The 21,448-nt window shown below is 61.7% G+C and carries 20 protein-coding genes; 14 read left to right on the forward strand and 6 right to left on the reverse strand.

All coding sequences use genetic code 11. The features are described 5' to 3' along the window. Positions 1–148: 148 nt before the first annotated feature. The 5 genes from ACVTFQ_RS11500 to ACVTFQ_RS11520 all read left to right on the forward strand — a co-directional run bounded on the left by ACVTFQ_RS11500 (position 149) and on the right by ACVTFQ_RS11520 (position 4,286). Entirely contained in the window at positions 149–760 is a 612-nt protein-coding gene (locus ACVTFQ_RS11500; protein WP_018897407.1) for a DUF1236 domain-containing protein, read from the forward strand. A gap of 323 nt (positions 761–1,083) precedes the next feature. Further along, positions 1,084–1,593: a MarR family winged helix-turn-helix transcriptional regulator gene (locus ACVTFQ_RS11505; RefSeq protein ID WP_111563011.1), complete on the forward strand. Its 510-nt coding sequence runs from the start codon at positions 1,084–1,086 to the stop codon at positions 1,591–1,593. Then, the gene (locus ACVTFQ_RS11510) at positions 1,594–2,295 is read left to right on the forward strand and encodes a response regulator (protein ID WP_018897404.1); all 702 of its coding nucleotides are present in this window, start codon (positions 1,594–1,596) and stop codon (positions 2,293–2,295) included. A 26-nt stretch (positions 2,296–2,321) separates the two neighbouring features. After that, a complete protein-coding gene (locus ACVTFQ_RS11515; protein ID WP_111562853.1) occupies positions 2,322–3,698 on the forward strand; it encodes an ATP-binding protein in 1,377 nt (458 codons plus the stop codon). Positions 3,699–3,704: 6 nt separating this feature from the next. Then, positions 3,705–4,286 carry a DUF1349 domain-containing protein gene (locus tag ACVTFQ_RS11520; RefSeq protein ID WP_111562854.1) on the forward strand — a complete coding sequence of 194 codons (582 nt, stop codon included), beginning with the start codon at positions 3,705–3,707 and terminating at the stop codon, positions 4,284–4,286. Between the two features lie 50 nt (positions 4,287–4,336). Here ACVTFQ_RS11520 and ACVTFQ_RS11525 read toward each other — a convergent pair whose 3' ends face one another. The 4 genes from ACVTFQ_RS11525 to ACVTFQ_RS11540 form a co-directional block, all read right to left on the reverse strand. Beyond that, complete coding sequence (locus tag ACVTFQ_RS11525; RefSeq protein ID WP_111562855.1) at positions 4,337–4,678, reverse strand: tRNA-binding protein; 342 nt, start codon at positions 4,676–4,678, stop codon at positions 4,337–4,339. A 15-nt stretch (positions 4,679–4,693) separates the two neighbouring features. Next, the gene (gene proC, locus ACVTFQ_RS11530) at positions 4,694–5,515 is read right to left on the reverse strand and encodes a pyrroline-5-carboxylate reductase (RefSeq protein ID WP_018897400.1); all 822 of its coding nucleotides are present in this window, start codon (positions 5,513–5,515) and stop codon (positions 4,694–4,696) included. A gap of 1 nt (position 5,516) precedes the next feature. Further along, entirely contained in the window at positions 5,517–6,017 is a 501-nt protein-coding gene (locus ACVTFQ_RS11535; RefSeq protein ID WP_026282796.1) for a type III secretion system chaperone family protein, read from the reverse strand. Between the two features lie 394 nt (positions 6,018–6,411). Then, a complete protein-coding gene (locus ACVTFQ_RS11540) occupies positions 6,412–6,684 on the reverse strand; it encodes an accessory factor UbiK family protein (RefSeq protein ID WP_047506065.1) in 273 nt (90 codons plus the stop codon). Positions 6,685–6,877: 193 nt separating this feature from the next. Here ACVTFQ_RS11540 and lgt point away from each other — a divergent pair, with 193 nt between their 5' ends. From lgt to ACVTFQ_RS11575, 7 genes are all read left to right on the forward strand, one after another. Continuing rightward, on the forward strand, positions 6,878–7,726 hold the full coding sequence (lgt, locus tag ACVTFQ_RS11545; RefSeq protein WP_181459272.1) for a prolipoprotein diacylglyceryl transferase: 849 nt from the start codon (positions 6,878–6,880) through the stop codon (positions 7,724–7,726). A gap of 23 nt (positions 7,727–7,749) precedes the next feature. Further along, a complete protein-coding gene (locus tag ACVTFQ_RS11550) occupies positions 7,750–8,850 on the forward strand; it encodes a class I SAM-dependent methyltransferase (protein WP_111562857.1) in 1,101 nt (366 codons plus the stop codon). 95 nt (positions 8,851–8,945) lie between these two features. Next, complete coding sequence (gene pgeF, locus ACVTFQ_RS11555) at positions 8,946–9,740, forward strand: peptidoglycan editing factor PgeF (protein WP_112435946.1); 795 nt, start codon at positions 8,946–8,948, stop codon at positions 9,738–9,740. A gap of 5 nt (positions 9,741–9,745) precedes the next feature. Continuing rightward, positions 9,746–10,897, forward strand: a complete 1,152-nt coding sequence (locus ACVTFQ_RS11560; protein WP_111562859.1) for a M24 family metallopeptidase — start codon at positions 9,746–9,748, stop codon at positions 10,895–10,897. Between the two features lie 113 nt (positions 10,898–11,010). Beyond that, positions 11,011–11,871, forward strand: a complete 861-nt coding sequence (locus ACVTFQ_RS11565) for a hypothetical protein (RefSeq protein WP_111562860.1) — start codon at positions 11,011–11,013, stop codon at positions 11,869–11,871. 106 nt (positions 11,872–11,977) lie between these two features. Continuing rightward, positions 11,978–12,910 (forward strand): ribose-phosphate pyrophosphokinase, encoded by a 933-nt coding sequence (locus ACVTFQ_RS11570; protein WP_018897392.1) that lies wholly within the window; start codon positions 11,978–11,980, stop codon positions 12,908–12,910. A gap of 166 nt (positions 12,911–13,076) precedes the next feature. Beyond that, the gene (locus ACVTFQ_RS11575; protein ID WP_470423976.1) at positions 13,077–13,511 is read left to right on the forward strand and encodes a Kazal-type serine protease inhibitor domain-containing protein; all 435 of its coding nucleotides are present in this window, start codon (positions 13,077–13,079) and stop codon (positions 13,509–13,511) included. Positions 13,512–13,577: 66 nt separating this feature from the next. Here the strand turns inward: ACVTFQ_RS11575 and ACVTFQ_RS11580 are convergent, their stop codons facing one another. Next, positions 13,578–15,029, reverse strand: coding sequence for a hypothetical protein (locus ACVTFQ_RS11580; protein ID WP_111562862.1), 1,452 nt, complete (start codon positions 15,027–15,029; stop codon positions 13,578–13,580). Between the two features lie 82 nt (positions 15,030–15,111). After that, on the reverse strand, positions 15,112–17,892 hold the full coding sequence (locus ACVTFQ_RS11585; RefSeq protein ID WP_111563012.1) for an EAL domain-containing protein: 2,781 nt from the start codon (positions 17,890–17,892) through the stop codon (positions 15,112–15,114). Positions 17,893–18,283: 391 nt separating this feature from the next. On the opposite strand from ACVTFQ_RS11585, the gene ACVTFQ_RS11590 reads away from it, so the two are divergent. Further along, entirely contained in the window at positions 18,284–18,895 is a 612-nt protein-coding gene (locus ACVTFQ_RS11590) for a 50S ribosomal protein L25/general stress protein Ctc (RefSeq protein WP_111562863.1), read from the forward strand. Positions 18,896–19,082: 187 nt separating this feature from the next. After that, on the forward strand, positions 19,083–21,440 hold the full coding sequence (locus ACVTFQ_RS11595; RefSeq protein ID WP_111562864.1) for an EAL domain-containing protein: 2,358 nt from the start codon (positions 19,083–19,085) through the stop codon (positions 21,438–21,440). Positions 21,441–21,448: the final 8 nt, after the last annotated feature.

Below are 21,448 nucleotides of genomic sequence, written 5' to 3' on the forward strand. Positions count from 1 at the left end.
TATAGTCGCAAACGCCGGCACGTGCAGCCTTGATTTTGCCGAGCCCTCCGTCACGCCGCAACGACAAGTGTAATCTCCTGTGATCGCGCTTGGCGGAACCTCCCCTTATTCCGGGCGTTACCAACCCGTCTATAAAAGGAGACCCACGATGACCATGAAGCGAAATCTTTTCCTGGCAGGCGCAATGGTTCTGGCGACCGCCGGCCTCGCCCGCGCGGAAATGGCCGCAACGGCCATCAACGATCTGACCATTCACGCCGGCCCCGGCGAGCAGTATCCCGCTGTCGGCGTTGCGACGCGCGGCTCCGAAACCATCCTCGACGGCTGCGTCGCGGGGAGCCAGTGGTGCCGTGTTGATGTCAACGGCATGCGCGGCTGGGTCTATGCCCAGTACCTGCAGATGGATCAGGACGGCAACCAGGTGATCGTCCAGCAGCACCAGTCCGATCTCGATATCCCCGTTGTGACCTATGAAACCACGGCAGCGACCGGCCCCGCCGAACCCGCTCCGGGCGACGAACTGCTCGGCCCGGTTGGCTCGGTCGAGACGATCGAACCGCCGCAGACGGTCACCACCTATATCGAGAGCAACCCTGGCCGCACGGTCGAGGTCGGCGGTGACGTCGTCGTCGGCGCGCAGGTGCCCGGCACGGTGACCTTCCAGGAAATCCCTGACTATCAGTACCGCTACGCCCGCATCAACGACCGTCCTGTACTGGTCGATCCGGGCACGCGCCGTATCGTCTACGTCTACAACTAAGACCTGAAATCATGGACAGCTAAGGCGGCCACCCGGCCGCCTTTTTCATGCGCGCTCGCCAGTCGGCTGTGAACTCGCCGCAACGCTCGCGTCATGCCTGTTGATTGTTGCCGCAAATATGCCTCTTAATCCAATCACGCAGGGGAATTGCGTATCGCATGGGGAGTTTTGCGCGGAGGCATCTCGGTTCGACTGACAACACCGATCTTCTTTGCACGCGCGAAAGCCGAAAACCGACAGACACTGGAACATATGTCATGATTGCTGACCTATGTTTCCGCGCTGTCGGTCAAGCGGCGCAGACTAGGAAAGGAAATGCCAAATTGGCACGACAGAGCAGCCCGAGAGCCGGCAGGCAGGAGCCCAAGCCGGAGCCTTTGACCAAGCCGTTGGAAAACACCGAAACCATCGACTTCGACATCATCGAGCTCCTGTTTTTCTCCTATCGGGACTTCGTCTCCGATCCTGATGCCATCCTGGCGAAGAGCGGCTTTGGACGTGCGCACCACCGCGTGGTGCATTTCGTTAACCGAAACCCCGGCATGACCGTTGCCGATCTCCTGGATACGTTGAAGATAACCAAACAGAGTCTCGCAAGGGTACTCAAACAGCTTATCGATTCGGGGTATATTCAACAAAAAGCGGGGCCTGAGGACCGACGTCAGCGCAAGCTCTATCCCACCGGAACAGGCAGGGATCTGGCGCTTGCACTCGCCGAGCCGCAATCGCGCCGTATTGAGAGAGCATTCGACGGAGCCTCCCCGGAGGTCAGAGCGGGTGTGAAAGCCTTCCTGAGTGGCATGCAGAACAGACAAAACTCGAAAGCGGACTGAATGGCGGCGAAGATAGTGATTTCGGACGATGCGGCACACTTGCTCGTTGTGGATGACGACACGCGCATTCGCGCGCTGCTCAACCGCTATCTGAGCGAGAACGGCTTCCGTGTGACCGTCGCGGCCGACGGCGCCGAAGCACGCCGCAAGCTTGGCGGCCTCGATTTCGATCTGATCATCATGGACGTGATGATGCCCGGCGAATCCGGCATCGACGTCACCAAGGATCTGCGCATTATCAAGAACGTGCCGATCATCATGCTGACGGCGCTTGCCGAATCCGACAGCCGCATCGCCGGTCTCGAGGCCGGCGCCGATGACTATTTGCCCAAGCCCTTCGACCCGCGCGAGCTCGTTCTCCGCATCAACAACATCCTGCGCCGCAACGTCTCCGGCGATGCGCCGAAGATCGAACAGGTCATGTTCGGCCCCTACACATTCTCGCTCACCCGCCGCGAGCTCAAGAAGGCTGCCGAGATCGTGCGCCTGACGGATCGCGAGCAGGAAATCATGCTGCTTTTCGCCAAGCGCGCCGGCGACACGATCCCCCGCCACGAACTGATCGGCAACGATGTCGATGTCGGCGAGCGCACGATCGACGTGCAGATCAACCGCCTGCGCCGCAAAATCGAGGACGACCCGTCAAATCCGGTCTGGCTCCAGACGGTTCGTGGTATAGGATACCGCCTGAGCATCGATTGATGATCCGGGACCCGGAAAGGCATTAGATGGTGACATTCGATTCCCTGCGACGCGAGGACCGCTCGCCGGTTTCCGGCTGGCGTTGGTTCACGCGCCTGCTGCGCCGCCAGCTGCCCAAGGGCCTTTACGTCCGTTCGCTGATCATCATCATCATGCCGATGGTGCTCCTGCAGTCCGTCGTCGCCGCGGTCTTCATGGAGCGGCACTGGCAGATGGTCACCCAGCGCCTGTCGATGGCCGTGACCGCCGATATTGCCGCGATCATCCAGATGATCGAGACTTACCCGCAGGATACCGATTACAGCGAGGCTACTCGCATCGCCCGCGACCAGCTCGGCCTGCAGATCTCGATCGAGCCCGATGGCGAGCTCCCCCCGCCCCGCATCAAGCCGTTCTTCTCCATTCTCGACGGCATTCTGAGCGACGAGATCCGCGACCAGATCAAGCGCCCCTTCTGGATCGACACGGTCGGCGATTCCAATCTCGTCGAGGTCAGGGTGAAACTCGACGGCAAGATCCTGCGCGTGCTTGCCAAGCGCAATCAGACCTACGCCTCCAACACCCATATCTTCATCGTCTGGATGGTCGGCGCATCGCTGGTGCTGATCACCATCTCCATCCTGTTCCTGAGAGGCCAGATCCGCCCGATCCAGAAACTCGCGGCCGCCGCCGAAAGCTTCGGCAAGGGCCAGAAGGCCGAAAACTTCTACCCGCGCGGCGCCGACGAAGTCCGCCGCGCCGGCCTCGCCTTCATCCTCATGCGCGAACGCATCGAACGCCAGATGGAGCAGCGAACGGCGATGCTGACAGGTGTCAGCCACGACCTGCGCACCATCCTCACGCGCTTCAAGCTGCAGCTGGCGCTCGCCGGCGACAATCCCGATCTTCAAGGCATGAGCGACGACGTCAACGACATGCAGTCGATGCTGGAGGCCTACATGGCCTTTGCCCGCAGCGAGGTCGAGGAAGATGTCGGCGAGCTCAAGCTCAGCGAGCTTCTGTTGAAGCTAGAGCCGGACTTCGCCCTGCACGACAAGACGCTCACCTACTCCATCGACGGCGACGACGACATCGAGGTCCGGCCGAACGCCTTCACACGCCTCGTCACCAACCTCGCCTCAAATGCGCGCCGCTACGCCAAGACCCTCAACATCGAGGCCAAGCACGGCGCCAAGTGGCTGACGATCGTGTTTGACGACGACGGCCCCGGCATCCCCGAACAGAACCGCGAGGACGTCTTCAAGCCCTTCTTCCGTCTCGACGAGGCGCGCAATCTCGATGCGTCGGGAACGGGTCTCGGCCTTGCGATCGCCCGCGACATCGCTCGCAGCCATGGTGGCAACGTCACGCTTGGCGACAGCCCGCTCGGCGGCCTGCGCGCCGTCATCCGCATCCCGGCCTGAGATACGATGGCGATCGATATCACCAATATGACCTGGCTCAACCCACCGCCGTCTGCCGAGCAGCGCGACGACGGCCTACACGTGCGCTCCGGCGACAAGACCGATTTCTGGCAGGGAACCTATTACGGCTTCCACCGCGACGACGGCCACTTCCTTCATCGGTCCCGCCATGGCGACTTCACCGCCGAACTGAACTTTTCGGCGGACTACCAGGCGCTCTACGATCAGGCCGGAATCATGCTGCGCGCCGACGCGACGCATTGGATGAAATGCGGGATCGAGTATACGGACGGCGCCTGCCACTTCAGCGTCGTCGTCACCAACGACAATTCCGATTGGTCGGCATTTCGCATCGACCATGATTTCGCAAGGCTGTCGGTGCGAGTCACGCGCAATGGCGATGCGCTGTTCATCCAGTACAGGACCGACATGATGACGGATTGGCGCATGGCGCGCCTCGCCTGGTTCAACCCGAAATTTGCGGAATTGATGGTCGGCCCGGTCTTCTGCTCACCGCAACGCGCCGGCTTCGAAGCCACGTTTCACGACTTCAGCCTCTCGGACCCGCCCTCGCGCGACATTCACTAGAATGTCGGCAATGAAACGCCGGGCGCAAAGCCATGGCGGCGCTCCACCAATCACATGATCTTCTTGCCGTTTGGCACCGGCTTGTCCGGCGCCGCGAGCACGATGGCACCGGCCTCGTCCTCGAAACCGAGCGTCAGAACCTCGGAGCGAAACGGCCCGATCTGCAGCGGCGGGAAATTGACCACGCACAGCACCTGCCGGCCGACGAGGTTTTCGAGCGTATAGTGCACGGTGATCTGCGCCGAGGACTTCTTGACGCCGATCTCGGGTCCGAAATCGATCAAAAGCTTGAAGGCCGGCTTGCGCGCCTCGGGAAACGGATTGGCCTCGATCACGGTGCCGACACGGATGTCGACCCGCTCGAAATCGCCATAGGTAATTTCTTCGGTCATGAAAATAGCCTCGAATTAGCCTGCCAACTCCTCGGCGCGCTTGCGGGCAGCCGAAAGAGCCTTGTCGAACAGCGGCTGCATCGCATCGTCAGCCATCAGCACCGAGAGCGCCGCCGCCGTCGTTCCGCCCGGAGACGTCACGTTCTGGCGAAGCTTCGATGCGTCGTCGGGGGACTGGTGCAAGAGTTCACCAGCCCCCGCGACAGTTTCCCGTGCAAGCCGCATGGCAAGGTCCGCCTGCAGGCCAAGTTTGCGGCCTGCTTCTGCCATGCACTCCACGAGATAGAACACATACGCAGGACCACTGCCCGAAAGGGCTGTAACGGCATCGATATCGGATTCGGAAGGCACCCACTCCACGGGTCCGGAAACCCTGAGCAGCGCATGCACCTGATCGCGCTGGTTCTGGCCAACGCGTTGATTGGCGAAAGCACCGGTGACGCCACGGCCGACCATGGCCGGCGTGTTGGGCATGGCGCGAACCATCGCCGCTTCGCCGAGATGGGATTCGAGAAAACCGAGCGTCTTGCCCGCCGCGACCGAAACCACGACCGTATCGTCGCCGACAGCGCTCTTCACGGAGGGAAGCACGGCGTCCATCACCTGCGGCTTCACCGCCAGAAACAGCACGCCGGCCTTCAGTTCCGCGGGAAGCGCCGTCACATGCCTGGCGCCCGCCTCATTGATCGTCGCCATCATCTGGGCCGAGGGGCCGGGATCGACGACGACGACGGAGGCACCGGGCACACCATTCTTCAGCCAGCCGGAGAGCATCGCGCCCCCCATGTTGCCGGCGCCGACAAGAACGATTGGACCCGAGGACGACAGACCGGACATATTACGCTTCACCCACGGTTTCGAACAGAACTGCTTCCATGGCCCGGTTGGCGTCCATGCCGGACCAGATCACGAACTGGAACGCCTGATAATAGGTCTCGCAGGTATCGAGCGCGCTGGCGAGCAGCACTTCGACCTGACGGTTCGTCGGCTCCGCGCCGCCGGCAAGCAGCAGCGACTGCCGGAAGATGATCACATCCTCCTGACGCCAGACGTCGAAGTGGCCCATCAGCACCTGACCGTTGATCCCGGCCAGAAGCTTCGTCACTTCATTCATACGCTGTTCGGGGATCTTGATGTCGAAGGCGCAGCCGAGATGCAGCGCCTCGAATTCCTCCATCCAGGAAAAGGAGACGTGATAATCCGTCCACTTGCCCTCGACCGTCATCGCGATTTCGTCGTCACCCGACCGCTCGAAAGCCCAGTCGTTGTGGGCGGCGACGTACTCGATCATATCGACCGGGTTCGATTGACGCTCGACTTCCAATTCCATGAGGCTCATGCAGCACCTTCTTGACCGGAGTGAATGCGTAACGACTTCGTCCAACGAGACACAAGCGAACACACGCAACTAACCCGGAAACCACCAACCCAGATGACCGTTGAACCGCTACCAGACTTACGCAGTGAACCTGCCCGGAGCTTACCAACTGCTTCGAATCATCATTTAAAATCAGTGTATAACGCACCCGGTGGTGTGCCAGCCCCCTGAGGGCCGTTTTAGGGAACGCCACTGTGGAAAGGTGTTGGGAATTGGATTCAGAAGGAGGGTATAAACGACTCTGCCCATTGGCTTTTTTGGCAGTGTCCACAGGTGGATAAACACACCCGATTTTTTGGCCGAAGCAGCGGTGTGTCTCTCAAAGGCCACACCGCGCCCTGTCCCCAAACGGGATTTACTTGCCCTTGGCGGCAGGCTTGGATTCGAGCTTCGCCTCGAGCGCGGCGATACGCGCCAGCAGCGCATCATTTTCGTCGCGCGCCTTGATCGCCATCTCGCGCACGACCTCGAACTCTTCCCGCTTGACCACGTCCATGCTGTTCAGCCAGCGCTCGGCCTGCGCATTGAACATCGTCTCGACTTCCTTGCGCACGCCCTGGGCGGCACCTGCGGCATCTGTCATCAGCTTTGCGAACTCGTCCATGATGCGGTTTGCGCCTGTCGTCATGGCGGTTTACTCCCTTTGAAATAATGGCTTCCGGCCGCTCTCGGCCCTCAGGAATGAGGTAGGGCTTCGCCGTTAAGGATGCAAGCGCTTTGCACTGGATAAGCGGTCGCACTTATCTCGCATCACTAACAATCAACTTGACCCGCTGTTATGGCAAGGCCATCTTCCGCCCACATCAACGGATGGGATTACCTTGCAGACAGCTGCCGACCTTATGGCCATCATGCCGTTCCCCAATATCGACCCGATCGCCTTTGCAATCGGGCCCGTGGCCATTCACTGGTACGGCCTGGCCTATGTCGCCGGCATCATGATCGGCTGGTACTACGCGCGCCTCATCGCCGCGAACGACAGCCTCTGGCCCGGCAATGTCTCGCCGATCACGAAGGCGCAGCTCGACGATTTCGTCGTCTGGGTGGCGCTCGGCGTCGTCCTTGGCGGCCGCATCGGCTATATCCTGTTCTACGACATGCCCGCGATCATCGAGAGCCCGATCCGCGCCATCCAGATCTGGAACGGCGGCATGTCCTTCCATGGCGGCCTGACCGGCACGACGATCGCCATGATCATCTTCGCAAAGCGCAACAAGATCCCGCTCTGGAACCTCTTCGATATCGTCGCCGCCGTCGTTCCCGTCGGCCTCTTCTTCGGCCGCATCGCCAATTTTATCAACGGCGAGCTCTGGGGCCGGCTGACGGACGTGCCGTGGGCCGTGGTCTTCCCGACAGGTGGTCCTTTCGCACGCCACCCGAGCCAGCTTTATGAAGCGGGCCTCGAAGGCATCGTGCTGGTTCTCGTGCTCGCCGCCCTCATCTACGGCATGAAGGCGCTGAAGACCCCCGGCTTCGTCGCCGGCGTCTTCGTCTGCGGCTATGCGCTGTCGCGCATCTTCGTCGAGTTCTTCCGTGAACCTGACGCACAACTCGGCTACCTTCTCGGCACCAACTGGCTGACGATGGGCATGGTCCTGTCGTCGCCGATGATCCTGCTGGGCCTCTGGGCCATGATCCGCGCCCGTCGTCAGGCTGCCCTGCAGTCCTGATCGCGGCACCGGAGGAGGAGAACATGACCACCGCACTCGGTGAGAAGATCAAGGCTATCATTCAGGCGAACGGTCCGATCAGCGTCACCGATTACTTTTCGCTGTGCCTCGCCGACCCCGAATACGGATATTACAAGACAAAGGAACCCTTCGGCAGTTCCGGCGACTTCGTCACCGCGCCCGAGGTCAGCCAGCTCTTCGGCGAGATGATCGGCGTCTTCATCGTCCACGCATGGCAGCGCCACGGCACGCCGTCGGATGTAAAGCTGGTCGAGATCGGCCCCGGACGCGGCACGATGATGTCGGACATGTTGCGTGTCATTGAGCGCCTCGCGCCGCCACTCTTCGAAACGATGAGCGTTCACCTCGTCGAGACCAGCCCGCGCCTGCGCGAGGTGCAGGCGGAAACGCTCGCCGCCTATCAGGGCAGGATCAGCTGGCACGACGGCTTCGACGAGATCCCGCCGGGCCTCACCCTGATCGCAGCCAACGAACTCTTCGACGCAATCCCCATCCGCCAGTTCGTGAAGACCGCGACCGGCTTTCGCGAACGCATGGTCGGCCTCGACGTCGATGACGAATTGTCCTTCGGAACCGGCGTCGCCGGCATCGATCCGCAACTGCTTCCGGAGCAAGCAGCGACCGTGCCGCTTGGCACCCTCTTCGAGATCGCCCCTGCCCGTGAATCCGTCATGGTCGCCATCGCCGATCGGCTGAAGGCCTTTGGCGGCACGGCGCTGGCACTTGACTACGGCCACCTCATCACCGGCTTCGGCGATACGCTGCAGGCCGTGCGCATGCACGAATTCGACCCGCCGCTCGCCCACCCCGGCGAAGCCGATCTCACCAGCCACGTCGATTTCCAAGCGCTCGGCGAGACCGCCGTGGCAGCCGGGCTCCACGTCAACGGCCAGCTGCATCAGGGCGACTTCCTGGTGGGCCTCGGCATCCTCGAGCGCGCCGCCGCCCTTGGCCGCGACCGCGAACCCCGCACCCAGCAGATCATCCAAGCCGCCGTCGACCGCCTGGCCGGCGAAGGCGAGGGAAAGATGGGGGAACTCTTCAAGGTGATGGCCGTTTCCCATCCCGCCATCGATCTGATGCCGTTCCGCTCCGTGGATTGACAGGGCGCGCGCGGCGGGGTCAACATCGCCGCAATCGACAGCGCTTCGTCCGGCACACCGTCTGGGCGTCGCTAAAACAAATCTTGGAATGACCGATGACACATGCGCCCTCCCCGGAACCGATCCAAAGCGCGCTGCTGAACGAAGCGACGGGCGACACAATCCAGCACGGCTATTTCACCCGCCAGGGCGGCGTCTCCGACGGCATCTATCGCGGCCTCAATGTCGGCCTCGGCTCCAACGATGAGCGCGCCAAGGTCGAGGAAAACCGCAGGCGCGTCGCCGGCTGGTTCGACCTGCCGGTCGAGCGGCTGGCAACCGTGCATCAGGTGCATTCGCCCGACGTCGTGGTGGTCGACGCCTCCTATGACGGCACCCGCCAGCCGGCCGATGCGCTGGTGACCGCAACCCCCGGCATCGCGCTCGGCGTGCTCGCCGCCGATTGCGGCCCAATCCTCTTCGCCGATCCGGAAAACAGGGTGGTCGGCGCCGCCCATGCCGGCTGGAAGGGCGCCTTCACCGGCGTGCTCGAAAACACCATCGATGCCATGATCAGGCTCGGCGCCAAGCGCGAGGCGATCGTCGCCTGCCTGGGCCCATCGATTAGCAAGGCGAGCTACGAGGTCGGTCCCGAATTCGTCGAGCGCTTCGTCAGCGAAAATGGCGACTACCAGCGCTACTTCACCCAGTCGGAAAAGCCCGGCCATTCGATGTTCGACCTCCCGTCCTTCACCATCGATCGATTGCGCGCCGCCGGCGTCAAGGCCGAAAGCCTCGGCGTCTGCACCTATCCCGACAGCGAACGTTTCTTTTCGTACCGACGCACGACACACAGCCAGGAACCGGACTACGGCCGACAGATTTCGGCGATTGCCATAAGGGAGATGTGACCGGTATGGGCCTACACTTCGAAACCTCCGAATTCGCCGATCGCCTCGCGCGGCTGACGCAACAGATGCAGGAGGAGAAGCTCGATGCCCTCCTCCTCTTCGCCCAAGAAAGCATGTACTGGCTGACGGGTTACGACACCTTCGGCTACTGCTTCTTCCAGACGCTGGTCGTCAAGGCCGACGGCACCATGGCGCTTCTCACCCGTTCGGCCGATCTGCGCCAGGCGCGGCAGACGTCGATCATCGAAAACATTCATATCTGGGTCGATCGGGTCAACGCCGACCCGACCGTCGATCTCAAGAACCTCCTGGTCGAGATGGATCTGCTCGGCGCGCGCATCGGCGTCGAATACGACACACATGGCATGACCGGCCGCATCGCAAGGCTTCTCGACACGCAGCTGATGGCCTTCGGCCAGATTTCCGACGCGTCCTACCTCGTCAGCCGCCTGCGCCTGATCAAGAGCCCGACGGAGATCGCCTATGTCGAGCGCGCGGCAGCCCTTGCCGACGACGCGCTGGACGCAGCCCTTTCGCTGACGAAGGCAGGCGCCGATGAGGCCGCGATCCTGGCTGGCATGCAGGGCGCGGTCTTTGCCGGTGGCGGCGATTATCCCGCCAACGAATTCATCATCGGCTCCGGCGCCGATGCCCTGCTCTGCCGCTACAAGGCCGGCCGCCGCAGGCTCGACGCCAACGACCAGCTGACGCTGGAATGGGCTGGCGCCTACGCGCATTACCACGCCGCGATGATGCGCACGATCGTTATCGGCGAGCCGAGCTACCGCCACCGCGAGCTCTACAATGCCTGCCTTGAAAACATCCAGGCCATCGAAACCGTGCTGAAGCCGGGACACACCTTCGGCGATGTCTTCGACGTCCACTCGAAGATCATGGAGGAGCGCGGCCTCTCGCGTCATCGCCTGAACGCCTGCGGCTATTCGCTCGGCGCCCGCTTCTCGCCCTCCTGGATGGAACACCAGATGTTCCACGTCGGCAATCCACAGCCGATCGAACCCGGCATGTCGCTCTTCGTCCACATGATCATCATGGATTCCGACAGCGGGACGGCCATGAGCCTCGGCCAGACCTACCTCACGACGGCCGACGAGCCGAAGGCGTTGTCGCGCCACCCGCTCGACTTCATCAACCTCTGAGTGGGTACCCTTTAGAATCGACAATTGACATTGCAGTGCCCCGACCGTCATAAAGTTTGCCGGGGCATATGCCGCGTGGCGACACGCGCACGGAAAGAAGGATGACACGAGGGATGACGCGACTTGCGACAGCGCCCACGCTCATCGCCTGCCTTGCCTTGCTTTCAGCCTGCAACACCACGGATGCCCTGACGCCCCTCGTCGACATTGGCGACACCTCGGGCAGCATCCGCTCGACGCCGGTCACCCAGGGCGAGGTCGAGCGCATGGCCGGCACGCCGCGCCGCAGCCAGACGTTTGCGTCTTCGCCGCGCGAGGGCGGCTACCACCCCGCCTATGTCGAGCAGGACACCACATCAGGCCCCATATCCGGTCGCGGCGCTCCGCCGACGACGATGCAGGCGCAGGCCTATGCGCTCGACGGCCAGACCGAACAATCGCCAAGAGCGTCTGCCGCCATCCGCAGCCAGCCTCTTTCCGAGCCGGTCTCCGACACCGTTTCGGAACCTGTATCCAACGCCCAGGCCGAAGAGCAGGACATCGCCGACGCGGAAGCCAAGGAAAAGGCAGCCGAGCCGAAGCGCACGGCGATGCTGACGCCATCTAGCGCATCGACCGTCCGCTTCCTGCCGATCATCGGCGCGCCGGTTCAAGCCGTGACGCCCCTGTCGCGGCAGCTCGGCGCTGAGGCCCGCTCGCACGGCCTCTCGATCAAGAGCTCCAACGACAACAGCACCGCCTTCATCCTCAAGGGCTACCTCTCGGCCTTTTCCGACAGCGGCAAGGTCACGGTGGTCTACGTCTGGGATGTGCTCGATAACAGCGGCGCCCGGCTGCACCGCATCCAGGGACAGGAGAGCGTTCCCTCGCAGGCGCAGGATCCCTGGGCCGTGGTACCGGCCTCCGTCATGCAGCAGATTGCGTCCAAGACGATCACCGAGTTTTCCTCGTGGCGGGACGCCCGTGGCGGTTAAGCCACAAGCTTTTTGGAAATATCAAGGCGCAAGTCGCGTTTACCCTTGCATTCGGAAACAAGCTGGCTAAAAAGCGCGGCTATCAGCAGGCAACAGGCGGACCAAGATGAAGGTTTTCGCAGGCAATTCGAACCGGCACCTCGCCGAAGAGATCTGCAACTATCTTAAAGTGCCCTTGGGCAGAGCAACGGTCCGAAGATTTGCCGACCAGGAAATCTTCGTGGAAGTCCAGGAAAACGTACGCGGCGAGGATGTCTTCCTCGTGCAGTCGACGTCCTTCCCGACGAACGACCACCTGATGGAATTGCTCATCATGATCGATGCGATGCGCCGCTCGTCGGCCCGCCGCATCACCGCGGTCCTCCCCTACTTCGGCTATGCACGCCAGGACCGTCGCGCTTCGGGTCGCACGCCGATTTCGGCCAAGCTCGTCGCCAACCTGATCACCGAAGCCGGTGCCGATCGCGTCCTGACGCTCGATCTCCACGCCGGCCAGATCCAGGGCTTCTTCGATATCCCGACCGACAACCTGTATGCCGTGCCGATCCTGACGCGCGACATCAAGGCCAACTATGACATCTCCAACGTCATGGTCGTGTCGCCTGACGTCGGCGGCGTCGTGCGCGCCCGCGCGCTCGCCAAGCGTCTCGACTGTCTTCTGTCGATCGTGGACAAGCGCCGCGATCGCCCGGGTGAATCCGAAGTCATGAACATCATCGGCGACGTCACCGGCAAGGACTGCCTGCTGATCGACGATATCGTCGATTCCGGCGGCACGCTCTGCAACGCGGCCGACGCGCTGCTCGCAAAGGGCGCTGCAAGCGTTACCGCCTACATCACCCATGGCGTTCTGTCGGGTGGCGCGGTCACCCGCATCACCAATTCGAAGCTGCGCGAGCTCGTCATCACCGACTCCATCCAGCCCACCACGGCTGTCCAGTCGGCGCACAATATCCGCGTGCTGACCACCGCAACGCTGATCGGCGAAGCCATCAACCGCACAAGCCAGGAAGAATCCGTCTCCAGCCTCTTCGACTGAGGCTGAAAGGACTTTCTCTCCGCCCTTCCTCCCCCGCACCAATTCGGCTAGGATTATCAATGATATCCAGCCGACGGGAGGAAGAGGCATGGCGAAAATACTGAAATCTCCGATCAGACTGGCGATGCTGGTCATCCTTCCGGCCCTCTCCGCCTGCACGGCGGACATGGGTCCCGGCTATGGGCCAGGCCCAGGTTACGGACCGGGACCAGGCCCGGTTCGTCCCGCGCCACCGCCGCGCCCTCGCCCGCCGCAGCCGCAAATGTGCACCATGGAATACGCGCCCGTCTGTGGAGAACGTGGCGGACGCACGCAGACCTTCGGCAATGCCTGCCAGGCCAACAACAGCGGCTTCCGGATCGTCGGTCGTGGCGAATGCCGCGCCGGGCCACCGATGACGCCGGGACCTGGCCCTCGCCCGCCTCGTCCGCGCCCTCCCCATGAGGAACCGATGCCGCCGCAGCGGCCCGGCGGCATCTGCACGCGCGAATACCGCCCCGTTTGTGGCGAGCGCGGCAGACAGATCAGGACATTTTCGAATTCATGCGAGGCAGGCAATGCGGGCTTCCGCATCGTCGGTCAGGGCGAATGCCGCCGCTGATTATGCTGGCTCTCTAACGAGCAGCAGGTTTCCGGCCCACGAACGGGGCCGGAAACGACTTGGGGCTCAGTTCGCGCCCTTGATCACCTGGCCGTTGACCGTGATCGACCCATCGCGTGCGACGCTGACGTCCCAGCGCTGACGACCATCCGGATCGGTCTTGCCGAAGCCCTTGACCATCATCAGACCGAAGGAAACCTGGTTGAGATCGGGATTGCTCTTGGCCAGTTCCTGGATGGCGGTGATCGTCTTGTCGAAGTCGCGCGCGACGATCGATGCGTTCAACGAATAGGCCGTGGTGGACTCCGGAATGCCGCGGACTTCACCCGAGATCTCGGCATCATAGACGCTGGAGCGCGCCGAAATCTTAGGGAAGGCAACGACGAACTCGCCATTGGTCAGGAGCTTCTCGAAAGCCTTGTCGCTTTCCGCCTTGCTCTTCTTGTCGTCGGCAAAATCGACCTTCATCAGCTCGTCGCCGACAGCCGCGATGTTGAGCTCGGGAAAGGCGAACTGCATGTCCACCTCTTCGGGAACGAAGGGCGCATACATTTCGGGCAGCAGAGCGCTGTCGAAGCTGATCTGCTTGGCAGCCATGCCGACATCGAACCGCATCGCATCGCTCGGACCGCTCATGCCGATCGTGTAATCGATGCTATCGGCGCCACCGCTGCCAGCCACGCTCGACACGCTGACCTTGTTCATGGTCACCGTCTCGTTGAGGCTCGACATCAGCGGGAACGACTTGCGCACTAGCTCCTTGATCTCTTCGCTCTCGGCGCGCTTGAGCTTCTTCTCATCGGCATGTTCGATGATGAAGGCCAGGATCGCGCGGAAATCGTTGACGGAAACGCCGTTCACGGCAGCTGCGAAATCCACCGAGTCGGCGCGGATTTCGACCGGCGGGACTTCCTTACCGCTGATCTTCTCGACAAAGCCGTTCATCGTGCCGCTGCCGGCGAAATTGGTGCGGCCCTTCAGCTCGCCGTCCGACGAGGTCATCTTGTAGGTCGACGAGCCGGTCTCGACGCTAACCTCTTCCTTCTCCGTCTTAGACGTGAAGCGGAGCGCCTTGCTGGAGAAGTCGCCGGACTTCAGGTAGCTGATCGCCGGATCGAAGATGCCGTTCGAAATCAGGGAATCGATGACATAGGTGAATTCGGTGTTCGGCTGGCCGGGCGCCTTGAACGAGCCGGTGACGTCGAGCGAGTTATTGCCCTCGATCGTCCACAGGCCGCTCTCTTCAGGCGTCGCGAAGATCGACCAGGGGTTCAGGCCCTTGATGGAGAAATTCTTCGGGTCTGCCTTCTTCAACAGCGCCGCGAAGTCGTAAACGATCTCGTAGCGCGTGCCGGCCGGGTTGACGGTCACGAAGCCCTTGGCTGCATCCTTCGGCAGGAGCTTCGACAGGTTCGCCTCGATTTCCTTGGCGCCCTGCTGGTTGATTTCGACCGCGTAAGACGTCGAAACCAAACCAAGAAGAACGACAGCGGTCGCCGTTAGGGTCTTGAGTTGCATGCTGAATTTCTCCCGTACCATTTGAGGTCGCATGTGAAGGCTAGGCCCCCACCCTGTCAACCCGGCAGTTGCATGCGCGACCTCAGGCAGCGATCTTGCGTGAACGCATCGGCATCGGCCGGCCGAGCAGATAGCCCTGCGCCTCGTCGCAGCCTTCGTCGAGCAGAATACCAAGCTGCACATCCGTCTCGACGCCTTCCGCGAGCACCGGAATATTGAGGCTTTGCCCCAGCGCCAGGATGGCGCGGATGATCGCCTTCGCCTGCTCGCTCGTCTCCACCTCGTTCATGAAGCTGCGATCGAGCTTGATCTTGTCGAACGGGAAGGCGCGCAGCGTTTCCAGCGACGAATAGCCCGTGCCGAAATCGTCAATGGCTATCGATACGCCGAGATTCTTGACCTGACGCAGCGTCAGCAGCGCCCGGTCCTTGTCGACGATGATCGACGACTCGGTGATCTCAAGCTCCAGGCGCCATGGCTCGAGCCCGGTCTCGAACAGGACCGAATGCACGAGATGGGCGATATCCTGGTGACCGATCTGGACGGGCGACAGGTTGACGGCGATCTTGTGCTTATTCGTCCAGCCCGCGGCCTCCTTGCAGGCCTCGCGAAGCACCCACTCCCCGATCGGAACGATCGCGCCGCATTCCTCGGCAACCGAGATAAACTCGCCCGGCGGCACGTTGCCCCGCGTCGCATGATCCCAGCGCAGCAGTACCTCGTAGCCGGTGATGTCACCTGTTGAGACGGACTTCTGCACCTGGAAGTGCAGATGCAACTCGTTCTTTTCGATCGCCGACCAGAGATCGCTTGCCATCTTGCGACGGTCGCGAGCCGCCTCGTCCATCGCCACTTCATAGAAGCAGATGCGCTCAGAAAGCGTCGCCTTGGCGCGGTACATGGCAAGATCGGCGTTGGCGAGCAACATCTCGCCGGTCGCTCCGTCCTGCGGATAGATGGCAACGCCAATGCTGGCGTCGGGATTGATGTCGAAACTATCGATCTGGAAGTCATCAGTCAGGCTCGCCTCCAGCCGCGCCACGAAATCATGCAGATCCGCGATATCGGAAAACTGCTTGATCGCCGCGAATTCGTCACCGCCGAAGCGGGCAACGAATTCGTCTTCGCCGAGCAGCTGGCTCATGCGCTCCGAGAGCGTGACCAGCACCTGATCGCCGGCGCTATGGCCGCGCTGATCGTTGATCTCCTTGAACTTGTCGAGATCGATGCCGATGACCGCGACCTTCGTACCGGCGCGCTTGGCGACAGCCAGATCCTGCGACAGGCGCTCGGAAAACTCGGAGCGGTTGGGCAAGCCCGTCAACGCGTCGTGGCGCGCCATGAAGGCGATCTTTTCTTCCGAAATCAGCCGTTCCGTAATGTCTTCGTAGGTCGCGACCCAACCGCCATCGGGAAGCTCGTTGAGGTTCAGCTGGATCGATCGGCCATGCGCGCCCTTGTGCACGATCGAGCGTTCACCGGATCTGAGCGCCCGCATCAGCTTGTCGTAATGCTCGGATGCGCGCTTGGCCACGGCCTCTGGATCCGAGAAGTGGATCTCGTACCCGATCGCGATGATCTCCTTGTAGCTCATGCCGGGACGGATCGTTCCCTGCTCGAATTCAAAGATCTCGCTATAGCGGCGGTTTGCCAGCACGAGCCGTTCCTCGGCATCGAACAGGCAGATGCCCTGCGAGACGTTTTCAAGTGCGAGATCGAGGTTGCGCGAGACTTCCTTGATGCGGTCGCGGTCGGCCTTCTGCTCGGTCACATCCTTGGTGATCTTGGCATAGCCGGCGATCTCGCCTTCGGCGCCCCAGATGGGATCGATCACGACGTGCGCCCAGAAGGACGTTCCGTCCTTGCGGAACCGCTTGCCCTCGGCCTCGAATTTCCCCTCGGTGCGCGCCTTCAAAAGTGCCCGCTGCGGCAGGCCGGCCGCGCGCTCTTCCTCGGAGTAGAAGCGCCCAAAATCCTCGCCGATGATTTCGTCGGCGGTATATCCCTTCGCGCGTTCGGCGCCGGCATTCCAGTTGGCGACCCGGCCATCCTTGTCGAGCATGTAGATCGCGTAATCGGTCACGCCCTGCACCAGCATCTCGAAACGCGCCTCGCTCTCCTTCGTCGAGCTTTCCGCACGCATCGCAAACAGCGCCGCTGCAAAGCCGGACGTGATCATGGACAGCGAGACCGAGAGAAGCGTGACGACCATGAAGCCGGTGGACATGGTCTCGCTCGGATCGATCACTGGTCCCGGGCCGGGCACGATCGTCAGCGCCGCCATGGCCGTAAAATGCATCGCCACGATCGCGGCGCAGACCGTTGCGGCAGGCATAAGCAGCTTGCGCGCATCGGTCTTGATATCGGGGAGCATATAAAAGCCGATGGCCGAGATGACCACCGCGCAAGACATCGAGGCAAGCACGAGCGACTGGTCCCAATCCATGCTGCCGGGAAACTGCACAGCCGTCATGCCGAGAAAGTGCATCGAGGTGACGCCGACGCCGAACAGCATGCCGGCGAACGCCCGCCGCACCCTGCTCTCCGCGCCGGCAGCGAAAGCCACGGCGGCAAGCGTCGCGACCACCACCAGTACGAGCGACGTCAATGTTTGCGAAGTGTCGTAACCGACGACCACGCCGCTATCATAGGCAAGCATCGCCACGAAATGCGTTGCCCAGATGCCGAAACCGCCGGCAGCACCACCCATCAAAAGCCAGATCAGGCGCGCGACCTTGACGGTGCTGCGCGCCCGCTGCAGCAGTGTCAGCGCAGCAAGGCTCGACAGGAAGCACAGGCATCCGGCCAAAACGACCAGCCTGAGATCATGCATGTAGGCAATGCAGTTAAAAACGGTAAGCATCATATATCCGGACCAATTTGCCGTTTCGCTTTCATATGCGGTCGCTTAAGAAACCGGTAATTTCCGGCAGCCGGCGAAGTCTTGACGATTGCTAATCGCAACTGTCATTAATGCTCCGTCAACGGTGGTTGATCCTGAGTTTTGACTGGCGCTGACGGCTGATGTCTAAGTTGCATCAGCTCATGCTAAAGAATTGCAGCATGGTCGCGTTCACACCGCCACGGCTCTCAAGCGCCGCGCCCTTGCCATTCCGCCACAACTAGACTATAGCGCACGCGTCCGCACAGACACCCTTGGAGGCAATGCGGATGAGGATGGGGAAACCCGCCTCCAGTTCAGCGACAGGCGATGCCTGCGCCGAGCTCTCCAAATAACCTCGGAAGGAAAAGTCATGAGCCACGAAAGCTACGAGCTCAAGGCCGAGGCGCGCGAACGGGTTGGTAAGGGGTCCGCCCGTGAACTTCGCCGCAATGGTCTCATCCCGGCTGTCATCTATGGTGACAAGCAGGCCCCAATTTCGATCTCCCTCAGCACCAATGAGGTAACGAAGCGCATCCACGCTGGCGGTTTCATGACCACCATCGCTACGATCGACGTCGACGGCAAGAAGTACAAGGTTCTGCCGAAGGACTACCAGCTCGATCCGGTCCGCGACTTCACCATGCACGTGGACTTCCTGCGCGTATCCGGCAACACCGCCGTTACCGTTGCGATCCCGGTTCACTTCATCAATGAAGAAAAGTCCCAGGGCCTCAAGGTCGGCGGCGTTCTGAACATCGTTCGTCACGACGTCGAAGTTCATTGCCCGGCTGATGCGATCCCGGAATTCTTCAACGTTGACCTCAGCGGCAAGAAGATCGGCGACAGCATCCACATCTCCGAAGTCACCCTGCCGAAGGGCGTGACCACGGTTATCGACCGCGACTTCACCATCGCTACGATCGTTGCTCCGGCAGCTGGCGTATCGGAAGAAGAAGAAGAAGCTGGCGAAGCTGAAGCTTGATCATTTGATCGCTTGAACGCTTTGTAAAGTATAAGACCCGCTTTCTCCGGAAAGCGGGTCTTTTCATTTGTTCGGACAGAGCCGCTTCAACTTCGATTAAGACATTTCGTGGAAGCATGCCCCATCGTTCCAGAGCAAGTTCTGTTCTGAACGAAAAAATTGTGCGGCAAGGGGCAGACGCAGGAAAATGCATAATTCCGTTCAGAACAGATTTCTAGGAATTGTGTTCGCTGCACTGCTTCTGCTCGTAGCCCCGCTTTTTGTTCTGTTCCTCTTCCTGTCCTCCGGACGCGCCGAAAAGGAAATCCGCGACCACATCTCCGTTCTTCTCGTCGCCAACTCGCAAGCGCTGGCAAAGCCGCTTTGGGATCTGGACGAAGACAGTGTCGCGCAGATCAGCGCCGCCGTCGTCTCGCAGGGCAACATCGTCAAGGTTCAGGTCCGCGATGAATCCGGCCAGCTTGACGTCACCCAGTCGACGATCCCCGCTTCTTATAACGGCCAGCTGATCGAAGTCTCGCACGCCATCACCTACACCACGCTCGACGGTCCGAAGAAGCTGGGCACGATCTCGGTCTTCTATCCCGCGCCGGACCTGTTCTCCGGCCTGAAGAATGAAGAGATCATCTTCCTGTCGATCTTCGTCTTCGCCGTTCTGATCGTCTTTTGCGCCGCCCTCATCGGCAACCGCATCGTCCTCGTTCGCCCGCTGATGCGCCTGATCGCAGCCATCGAGGCCACCGGCCAGCTCGGCTCGCGCCATCATGTCGACTGGCGCTCCAACGACGAGATGGGCCGCCTTGCCAAGAGCTTCAACACCATGCAGTCCAAGCTGGAAAGCGAGGAGCAGGAGCTGAAGCTTGCGCACCGCCGCGCCATCGACATCTACAATCTGACGCCTGCCATGCTGTTCTCGCTCGACGAAAACGACCACATCACCGCCGTCAGCGACTACTGGCTCGCCGCCACCGGCTACGAGCGCGATGATATCATCGGCAACCGCTTCACCGATCTCGTCACCCCGGACGCCCGCAGCGCCTTCCTCGGCCGCAAGGGTGAGCTGAATGGCGGCGCGACTGTCGATGTCACCGTGAAGTTCCTCTGCGCCGACGGCCGCGTCATGGACGTGCTGATCCTGGAATCGAAGACTGCCACCGGCGGCCAGGGCGGTCTGTCGCTGTCGGTCATGACCGATGTCACGGCGCTGAAGGCATCGGAAGCCCGCAACCACAAGCAGGCAATCACCGACCATCTGACTGGCCTGCTCAATCGCCAGGGCTTCGAGACCGTCCTCGACGGCAAGATCCGCGAGGCGGACGCCGCCAACCAGGAGCTCGCCTGCCTCTTCGTCGATCTCGACCGTTTCAAATGGATCAACGACAACCTCGGCCACGCCGAGGGCGACAAGGCGCTGCGCGAATTCGTCGGCCGTCTGAAGAGCAAGCTTGCGCCCACGGATGTGGCAGCCCGCCTCGGCGGTGACGAGTTCGCCATCCTGCTGCCCGCAGGCAACGCCGCCGAGCGTGCCGACCTCATGGCCGAGATGCTCGCCTCCATCTTCAACGAGCCCTTCGGCACCGACATGCATCTGAGCGCCAGCGTCGGTATCGCCATCTATCCGCGCCACGCCGACAATGCCGCCGAACTGCTGCAGAAATCCGACATGGCGATGTATGCCAAGAAGCGCGACGGCAAGAACGGCGCCCAGCACTTCGACAGCGGCATGGTGGATCACGCCCGCGCCCGCGCCGAGATCGAAAGCTGCATCGAGATCGGCCTGATCGAGGACTGGTTCGCAGCCTACCTGCAGCCGATCGTCAATCTCAAAGGTCGCGGCGTCGCCGGCTTCGAGGCCCTGATGCGCCTCAACCACCCGGTGAAGGGCCTGATGGCGCCTGCCGAGGTGATCAACGTCGCCGAGGAGACCGGAAAGATCATCCGCGTCGGCAACGTCATCATGGAGAAGGCGATCGAGCACCTGGCGACGCTCTCGGCACTGCCGGGCCTTGAGAACAGCTACCTCGCCATCAACTTCTCGCCGCTGCAGTTCGAGCCGTCGCTGCCGGCACGTCTGGCCTCGCTGCTCATGCGGTATAACATTCGCCCCGAGCGGATCGTCGTCGAGATCACCGAGGCGGTGTTGATGCACAACAACCCCGAGATCCGCAAAATCGTCAGCGATATCCGCCAGTTCGGCTGCCGCATCGCGCTCGACGACTTCGGAACCGGCTACTCCTCGCTCAGCTATCTCAACCGCTTCCCCGTCGACATCATCAAGATCGACCAGTCGTTTACGCGCTCGATCAACGATGCCAACGAGGACATCAGGCAGAAGAGCCGCACGCTCGTCGAAAGCATCACCACCCTCTCACACAAGATGGGCTGCAACGTGATCGCCGAGGGCATCGAGACCGAGCAGGAATGCCATACGCTCTGCGAGATGGGTCTCGACTACGGCCAGGGCTACCTCTTCCACCGTCCGCAAACCGTCGAGCAGCTGATGACCCGGTTGGCGGACGCCAACACGCTTGCCCGCGCCTCGTAAACGCAAGA

The sequence above is a fragment of the Rhizobium sp. O111 genome, from assembly GCF_055616315.1.